We start from the raw sequence: 7,503 nt of genomic DNA, 5'->3' as shown, positions 1-7,503 counted from the left end.
GGGGGCATGGGGGCCCGGCGCCGCGGCCGGGGGGCCTGGCCCTGGCGGCGACCGTGGTTCCGGCCACGGTCACCTAACAGAATTTCTGGGCCGAAACCGACCCGGAACGCAAGGCCGCGAAGCGGACCGCGTTCCTGAAGGATATGGGTCTGCTGGGTGGGCTGATGATCGCCGCGGCGGATACCGCGGGCAAACCGTCGCTGGGCTGGCGAGGCCGGCGAGCCGCTCGTAAGGCCGCGGCCACGGTGGGCGGCGCGCTGCCGGTCGGCGCGGCGAGCCGTAACGGGTCCGGTGACGCGGTGCGCCACCAGTTGCAGCAGGCAGCGGAACGCGGCCAGGAGCTCGCGGGCACCGCGGCGAGCCGCGGCCAGGAGCTGGCCGGCACCGTTGCCGGTAAGGGGGCGGAGCTGGCCGAGCTGACCCGGGAACGCGGGCCGGACTGGGCCGAGGCCGCCAAACACCGGGGATCCGAATGGGCGGATATCGCCAAGAACCGGAGCAGTGAGCTGGCGGAGATCGCGAAGCATCGCGGCGGTGAACTGGCCGATACCGTGCAGACTCGCGGGCCCGGATGGACCGAGGCCGCGAAGAGCCGCGCCGCCGAGATCGGCGATATCGCGAAACACCGAGGCGGCGAATTGGCCGATACCGCCCAAGCGCGGGGCCCGGTATGGGCCGAGACGGCGAAGCAGCGGGCCGCGAGACTGGCCGACGCCGCCAAGCACCGGGGCGAGGAGGTCGCGGAGGCCGCGAAACATCGGGGCAGCGAACTCGCCGGCACCGCACAGACCCGGGGGCCGGAGTTGACCGAAGCCGCCAGGAAACGCGCTGCCGGTCTCGCCGACTACTCCAAGCACCGGGGCGGTGAGCTGGGCGCGGCCGCGAAGCAGCAACGTGCACAGTTGAAGAAGCAGCGGGCCCAGCTCGAGAAGGCCTACCGGAAGGGGCGGGCGGACGCGGCGAAACGCCGCTGAATCCAGGTCGACAATGCCCGGGCACGGCCACCGTGCCCGGGCATTCGACTTATCGGGGTGAAACCTTTCGCGGGCACCGTGCCACAGGCGCTCCCCCCGGCGAAGTCCCGGACAGGGCGGTTACTCCAGCCAGACCAGACAGAAAGTGTGTCCGACCGGGTCGGTGTACACCCGGAACGAATCCGTGGTCTGGATCAAGGTGGCACCGAGAGCCAGCACCGCGCGTTCGGCGACCTCCACGTCGCTGACCCGGATATCGAGATGGATCTGCTGGGATCCCGCCGGGTCGGGGAACTGCGGGGGCCGGTACTGCGGAGAGAGCTGGAAAGCGAGACGGCGGCCCTGTGGGTCGACCATCGCGACCCAGGTGTCGTCGCTTTCCGGCCGAACTATCTCCCCGCCGAGCAGCCCGAGATAGAACTCGACCAGTTTCCACGGATCCGGGCAATCCAGAACGACTGTACGCAAACCCTCGACACCTTCGGCGGCCATCGTGGCCCTCCTTCCCAAAGCGGACGACGGTCACGGCGTACCCGGGCGGGCACCGGGGAAAACTTCGCCGTCACTCCCCCGGCTCGCATCGCTCGACTACGGCGTCGCCGCTGCTCAGGTGTGGCCGCGAGTCCTGTCTTTCACTTGCGCGCGAGCGCGTTCGGCCACCACACCTTCGGGCCGGCAACCGTGAACAACGCCGGGATGACCACGGTGCGCACCAGGAAGGTGTCCAGCACGATGCCGATACCGACGATGATGCCGAGCTGGGTGAGTGTGATCAGCGGCAGTACACCGAGAACGCAGAAAACCGCCGCGAGCACGATACCCGCACTGGTGATCACCGCACCCGTCGCCGAAACCGCGCGCACCATACCGCCGACCGTCCCGTGGTCCGGGGTCTCCTCGCGGGCCCGGGTCACCAGGAAGATGGTGTAGTCGACGCCCAGCGCCACCAGGAAGAGGAAGGCGAACAGCGGTGTCGTGGTGTCCAATGCCGGGAATCCGAAAAGATGGGTCCCGACCAGGGTGCCCAGCCCGAGGGCCGCGAGCGCGCTCAGCACGGTGACCGCGATCAGCAGCACGGCGGCGGGTACGGCCCGCAGCAGCGCCAGCAGCACCGCGCAGACCACCACCAGGATGAGCGGGATGACCAGGAATTGATCACTGCGGGCGGCATCGCGGGTATCGAGGGCTTGCGCGTCGCTGCCGCCGACCAGTGCTTGCGCCGTGGGCACCTCGGCCAGCGCGGCGCGCATCGTCTCGATCGTGTCGAAGGCCTGCGCGGACTCCGGCGCGGCCTCGAGTGTGACCGTCCACCGTTCCGCACCCGCATGACTACCGGCCGGGTTCACCGCCGAAATCCCCGGAACCGTCGACAAGGCGCGGCGCACCTCGTCCGCGGTGCCCTGGCGCGCCAGCACGATCGTGGGATCGGACGACCCGGACGGGAAATGCGCGGCCAAGGTGTCGAACCCGTCGACCGATTCCGCCTCGACGCGGAACTGCTCGGTCTGCGCCAAGCCGATGGAAACACCGAGGAGACCGGCGCAGCAGCCGAGCAGGACCACGATCGCGGCCGACGATACGGCCACCGGCCGCGCCACCACCCAGGTCGCGATCCGATGCCAGACGCCTCGCTCGGTGATGTCGTCGTCACGTAAGCGGGGAACGAACGGCCAGAACACGTTCCGGCCGCACAGGGCGAGCACCGGCGGTAGCGCCACCAGGACGAACACCACGGCGACCAGCAGACCGGCCGCGGCCATCGAGCCCAGCGACCGGGTGTTCGGCAGGGTCGCCAGCAGCAGAGTGCACAGCGCGAGGACCACGGTGACATTGCTGGCCAGGATCGCCGGGCCGGCACGGCGTACCGCTACGTGCAGTGCCTGCCGGTGGTCACGGTAGCGGTGCAATTCGTCGCGATAACGGGAGATCAAGAGCAACGCGTAATTCGTACCGGCGCCGAACACCAGAACGCTGGTGATGCCCGAGGTGGAGCCGTCGAAACTCAGACCGGTGAACCGGGCCAGCGCAGTACCGACCCCGATGGCGGTCCGGTCGGCGAGGCCGATCACCAGCAGCGGGAGCAGCCACAGCACCGGGGATCGGTAGGTCACGATCAGCAGCAACGCGACCACCAGCGCGGTGACCGCCAGCAACGTGATGTCCGCGCCGGCGAACGAATCGGCGATATCGGCGCCGAACGCCGGACCGCCGGTTATCTGCATGGTCAGTCCGGGCGGCGTATACTGCGCCGCCACCTCCCGGAGCCGGTCGATCTCCTCGGTGAGGGTTTCGCCGCTGAGTTCGGCCGATACGCTCGCCCGCCCCAGCGCGGCCGCACCGTCGGGCGCGGGGACGAGTCCGGCGCTGCTCTCCCCCGTGCCCGCGACCTCGCCGACGGCCGCCGCGGCGGCCGCGAGGTCCGGTTCGGCGAGCGGGGCGCCGTCGGCGCGGCTGATGACGATGATGACCGGCGCGTCCGCGCCATCGGGGAACTCGGCCACCGCGGCCTTCACCCGAGCCGATTCCGACGATTCCGGCAGCGAGGTCGGCGCCCGCCCGGCGTCGTCGTTGCTGCCGGCGCCGAGAATCGCGGCGCAGGCCGCGAGAACGACGGCGACGAGTAGCCACCACGAACGGCGGCCGGTGACCAGTGCGGCATAGCGCTCCCACGCATTCACCCGGCCAACTGTTTCAGAAACTTAAATAATCCGCAAACGGCGGCTACACTCGGTGCCGATCAGAACAGGGAGGACCCCGAGCGTGACACCAGCAGGCGAAACGGCCGAGGACGCGACGCGTATCTCCGCCGAAACCGATATCGCCACCGATATCCGCGCGCTCACCGCGATCTCCGAGCAGATCGCCCACCTCTTCGCCCATTCGCATGCGCTGCGCAGCACCGATTTCCGGGCGCTCATGCATATCGCCACGGCCGACGCCGAGGGGCGGCCGCTGACCGCGGGAGCGCTCCGCGATCTCATGGGGGTGTCTCCCGCCGCCATCACCTACCTGGTGGAGCGGATGATCGCCTCCGGCCATATCGAGCGGGAAACCGATTCCCGCGACCGCCGGCGCGTCCTGCTGCACTACGCCGAGCACGGCATGGCAGTGGCCGGTGATTTCTTCGGTCCACTCGGCCGGCGTACCCGCGCAGCCATGACCGCGCTGCCGACCGAGGATCTACACGCCGCCCACCGGGTTCTCCAGGCGGTGGTCGCCGCCATGCGTGAACACCACACCGCGCTGACAGAACAGCAGCCCGCGAGCGGCTGAGCTGCACCGCCCGTCCCGAACCCCCTGCGTACACCGGGGTATACGGGGTACACCGATCCTATGAGGCACTTCAGGAGATGGGGGGCCGTCTACCTGCTGGTACTGCTGTTCGCGGGTTCGTGGGCCGCGCAGTTCGTCACCCAGTACTTCGACTACCGCAGTACGCAACAGGCTCTCGGGCAGCCGTTCGAATGGTCGGGTTACCGGCAGGACTTCCTGTCCAGCACCTTCGAGAACTGGCAGAGCGAATGGCTGCAGCTGATCTTCCAGGCCATTCTGCTGTTGGGCGCCAAACACTGGCTGTTCGCGGTGGACGCGGAAGATCTGGAACGGATCGAAAAGAAGATCGATGGGGTTGCCGAAGCCCTTGCGCGGACGCATCCAATTCCCTGACCTGCGAATATATGAGCGAACAATTCGGCTGATTGCCTCGGTGGCCGGCGGGTATACGCCCACCGACAGGAGGTGTGTCATGCCGAAGGAATGGACAGGTAAGCAGGAACGGCAATACGAGCACATCAAGGATTCGGAGCAGGATCGCGGTGCGGGTACCAAACGCGCTGAGGAGATCGCCGCGCGTACGGTCAACAAGAATCGCGCGCAATCCGGCCGGTCGAAAACCGCGAGCCGTTCGTCGACCCGGGATATCTCACCGCAGCGGCGCGGTGGGAAACGGTCGCACAGCAGCGGCCCGAAGGGCCAGACCCGCGACCAGCTGTACAACGAGGCACGGCGTCGCGGAATTCAAGGCCGCTCGAAGATGAGCAAGGACGAGCTCGCCGACGCGCTGGGCCGGTCGTAACGACGATGGGAACCACCGCGCGCGGTCCGGCGGCGGACCGGCGGCGCCGGACCGCGAAACCTGTCGGTGCGGCCGAGTTCGTACCCCCCGACGCCGATCTGGACACCGTCCGGGCGGCGGCCGCGGGCTGTCGCGGCTGCGATCTGTACCGCAATGCCACACAGACCGTTTTCGGCGAAGGCCCCGCGAACGCCTCGGTGGTCATGGTCGGCGAACAGCCCGGCGATCAGGAGGATACGCAGGGTCAGCCCTTCGTCGGCCCGGCCGGCCGGCTCCTGGACCGGGCACTCGACGAGGCAGGATTCGACCGGACGGGGGTGTACCTGACCAACGCGGTGAAACATTTCAAATTCACCGAACGTGGTAAACGGCGCATACACAAGCAGCCGAGCCGGACCGAGGTGGTCGCGTGCTCGGCCTGGCTGGCGACCGAACTCGAACTGGTGACCCCGGATCTGGTGGTATGCCTGGGCGCGGTCGCCGCCAAGGCGGTTCTCGGACCGTCCGCCACCATCGGCGAGCTCCGCGGCCAGGTCGTGGAGCGGCCGGACTACCGGATCACCGCCACCGTGCACCCGTCCTCGGTGCTACGCGCACCGGACCGCAAGACCGCCTATGCCGAGTTCCTCGACGATCTGTGCCATATCCGCGACGTCGCGCGGCGCTGAGCCGGTTCAGCGGCCGGGTCCGAGATCCAGTCGTCTGGTGACCCGGTCCACCAGGTCGGGCGGCATCCCCGGTTCGCGGCGGGCGGCCAAGGCTTCGCGGCGTCCCGCTTCGGCGAGTTCGGCTCTGATCCGCTTGACGGCGGCGGCCATTCGCGCCTCGCGTTCGGCCTGAGCCCGCGCCTCCTCGCCGGCCGCTTCGGGATCGGCCCGGGCCATCCGTTTACGGACGCCTTCGCGCAGCCGTTCGTAGAGTTCGTCGGGGATGTCCTCGGCTTCGGCGAGCTCCTCGAGCCGGGCCAGTTCGGCGTCGACGACGCGTTTCCACAGGTGCCGTTCCAGCCGGCGTTCGGCGCGGGTATCGGCGTGCACACCGGTGAGCCGCACGATCAGCGGCAGGGTCGGCCCCTGCACGAGCAGGGTGAACAGCACCACCGCGAACGCGGTGAACAGGATCTGGGTGCGGCCGGGGAAATCGGCGCCCGCTTCGGTGGACAGGGGAATGGCCAGCGCCAGCGCGACGGTCGCCACACCGCGCATACCGGTCCACCAGGTCACCACGGTTTCTCGCCAGGTGTAGGGCTCGTCGGCGTCTTCGTCGTGCCACCAGGTCCCCCGCAGCCACCAGGTAACCAGCAGCCAGACGAGCCGCAGGGCCACGACCACGGCCACCACCACGGCGGCGCCGGCCACCAGCTGCGGCCACTCGTCGCCGGTGGCGGCGAGCACCGCGCTCAACTCCAGGCCGATGAGACCGAACGCGAAACCGCTGATCAACAACTCGGTGATATCCCAGAACGATTCGCCCACCATTCGGTAGGCGGCGTCACCGAACTCGGTCGCCGCATCGGTCAGGTACAGGGCGCACACCAGAACCGCCAGTACACCGGATCCGCCCCACGATTCGGCGAGCCCATAGGCCGCGAAGGGCAGCAGCAGGCTCAGCGCCACTTGCCGGCTCGCCTCGGCGAGATATCCCGTGAGTTTGCTGCCCAGCATGCCGAGCAGCAGCCCGACGGCCACCGCCACCACGGCGGAGACAACGAATTCGAGGCCGGCGTGCGCGGCCGAGAAACGCCCGGTGACCACCGCCTCGATCGCGACGGAATAGATGACGATGGCGGTGACGTCGTTGAACAGTCCTTCGCCGCCGAGCACGACCACCAACCGGCGCGGTAGCCCGAGCCGGGAGGCCAGTGCCGTCGCGGCCACGGGATCCGGTGGCGCGACCATAGCCCCGAGCACTACGGCCGCGGCCAGCGGTACCGCGGGATACCAGGCGTGGAAAACAGCGGCGACTGCCGCCGCCGTGGCGATCACCAGGCCCACCGCACGTAACACGATCGGTTCCCAGTTCTCCGCGAACTGCCGCCAGGAGGTCCGCCGCGCGGCCGCGTAGAGCAGCGGCGGCAAGACGAGCGGCAGAATCAGATCCGGTGGGATCTGGATCTGCGGAACGAACGGCAGCAGCGCCAGCACGCAGCCGAACAGTGTCATCAGCACCGCGGAGGCCACGCCGATCCGGCGGCCCACGGCCTCGGCGAGGACCGCGGCGAACAGGAGCGTGAACATCAGCACCAACTGGTCCATGACCGTCCAGTCTGCGATGTGCGGGCCGCCCCGGCGGGGCGCAATGCCGGAACGTGGCGAAATCGGCAGCCGGCACGGAATTGCGGCGAGCGTGCGATATCGGCGTGGATTCCGGAAGCATCTGCCCCACAGGCTATTTCGCGGCAACCGCGAAACTCGCAGTTTCCTTGGCCTTGCGAACGATTCCGAGGCACACTTT

8 protein-coding genes are annotated in these 7,503 nt (G+C 68.9%); 5 read left to right on the top strand and 3 right to left on the bottom strand.

The genetic code is table 11. The annotated features are described in order from the left end of the window. The first annotated feature begins 143 nt into the window (after positions 1–143). Positions 144–974: a hypothetical protein gene (locus QH195_RS13960; RefSeq protein ID WP_280435673.1), complete on the top strand. Its 831-nt coding sequence runs from the start codon at positions 144–146 to the stop codon at positions 972–974. 120 nt (positions 975–1,094) lie between these two features. Here the strand turns inward: QH195_RS13960 and QH195_RS13955 are convergent, their stop codons facing one another. Continuing rightward, positions 1,095–1,466, bottom strand: coding sequence for a VOC family protein (locus tag QH195_RS13955; protein WP_280435672.1), 372 nt, complete (start codon positions 1,464–1,466; stop codon positions 1,095–1,097). Positions 1,467–1,606: 140 nt separating this feature from the next. Next, on the bottom strand, positions 1,607–3,652 hold the full coding sequence (locus QH195_RS13950) for an MMPL family transporter (protein WP_280435671.1): 2,046 nt from the start codon (positions 3,650–3,652) through the stop codon (positions 1,607–1,609). 82 nt (positions 3,653–3,734) lie between these two features. Between QH195_RS13950 and QH195_RS13945 the strand changes: the two genes are divergently transcribed. From QH195_RS13945 to QH195_RS13930, 4 genes are all read left to right on the top strand, one after another. Then, entirely contained in the window at positions 3,735–4,247 is a 513-nt protein-coding gene (locus QH195_RS13945) for a MarR family winged helix-turn-helix transcriptional regulator (protein ID WP_280435670.1), read from the top strand. Between the two features lie 60 nt (positions 4,248–4,307). Further along, positions 4,308–4,640, top strand: a complete 333-nt coding sequence (locus QH195_RS13940; protein ID WP_280421486.1) for a DUF6766 family protein — start codon at positions 4,308–4,310, stop codon at positions 4,638–4,640. 79 nt (positions 4,641–4,719) lie between these two features. After that, on the top strand, positions 4,720–5,049 hold the full coding sequence (locus QH195_RS13935; protein ID WP_280435669.1) for a plasmid stabilization protein: 330 nt from the start codon (positions 4,720–4,722) through the stop codon (positions 5,047–5,049). Positions 5,050–5,054: 5 nt separating this feature from the next. Beyond that, positions 5,055–5,717 (top strand): UdgX family uracil-DNA binding protein, encoded by a 663-nt coding sequence (locus QH195_RS13930; RefSeq protein WP_280435668.1) that lies wholly within the window; start codon positions 5,055–5,057, stop codon positions 5,715–5,717. Between the two features lie 6 nt (positions 5,718–5,723). Here QH195_RS13930 and QH195_RS13925 read toward each other — a convergent pair whose 3' ends face one another. Then, on the bottom strand, positions 5,724–7,304 hold the full coding sequence (locus QH195_RS13925; protein WP_280435667.1) for a Na+/H+ antiporter: 1,581 nt from the start codon (positions 7,302–7,304) through the stop codon (positions 5,724–5,726). Between the last annotated feature and the right edge of the window lie 199 nt (positions 7,305–7,503).

The sequence above is a fragment of the Nocardia carnea genome, from assembly GCF_029868855.1.
Lineage (GTDB): Bacteria > Actinomycetota > Actinomycetes > Mycobacteriales > Mycobacteriaceae > Nocardia > Nocardia carnea_A.
This window is presented reverse-complemented; position numbering and strand designations above follow the sequence as displayed.

Bases quoted from the DNA above. Each gene is read 5' to 3' on its own strand.
- QH195_RS13960 (WP_280435673.1), top strand. From the start codon at position 144: ATGGGTCTGCTGGGTGGGCTGATGATCGCCGCGGCGGATACCGCGGGC.
- QH195_RS13955 (WP_280435672.1), bottom strand. From the start codon at position 1,466: ATGGCCGCCGAAGGTGTCGAGGGTTTGCGTACAGTCGTTCTGGATTGC.
- QH195_RS13940 (WP_280421486.1), top strand. From the start codon at position 4,308: ATGAGGCACTTCAGGAGATGGGGGGCCGTCTACCTGCTGGTACTGCTG.
- QH195_RS13935 (WP_280435669.1), top strand. From the start codon at position 4,720: ATGCCGAAGGAATGGACAGGTAAGCAGGAACGGCAATACGAGCACATC.
- QH195_RS13930 (WP_280435668.1), top strand. From the start codon at position 5,055: ATGGGAACCACCGCGCGCGGTCCGGCGGCGGACCGGCGGCGCCGGACC.
- QH195_RS13925 (WP_280435667.1), bottom strand. From the start codon at position 7,304: ATGGACCAGTTGGTGCTGATGTTCACGCTCCTGTTCGCCGCGGTCCTC.